Source organism: Peribacillus sp. SIMBA_075 (assembly GCF_046534585.1).
Map to the genome: position 1 here is coordinate 1 of NZ_JAWRYN010001547.1, position 238 is coordinate 238.

Genomic DNA, 238 nt, shown 5'->3' on the forward strand with positions numbered 1-238 from the left:
GAGAACGAAATTATCATGGATAATCGGTTTCGGCATTTTCTTAGTAGGTATACCATCCGCGTTATCATTTGGAATATGGAGTGATATTACGATTTTCGGAAAGAATATTTTTGATGCAGTAGACTTCTTATCTAGTAATATATTAATGCCACTTGGAGCACTATTTATTAGTATTTTCGTTTCATTCAAAATGGAAAAGAAGGTGCTAGAAGCAGAGTTTTTTGTAGGTGGAAATTAT

Annotated in this window: 1 pseudogene; it reads left to right on the top strand. The window is 32.8% G+C overall.

What is annotated here, in order from left to right:
* A pseudogene (locus tag SB775_RS33605) lies at positions 1-238 on the top strand (sodium-dependent transporter); the annotation flags it as partial.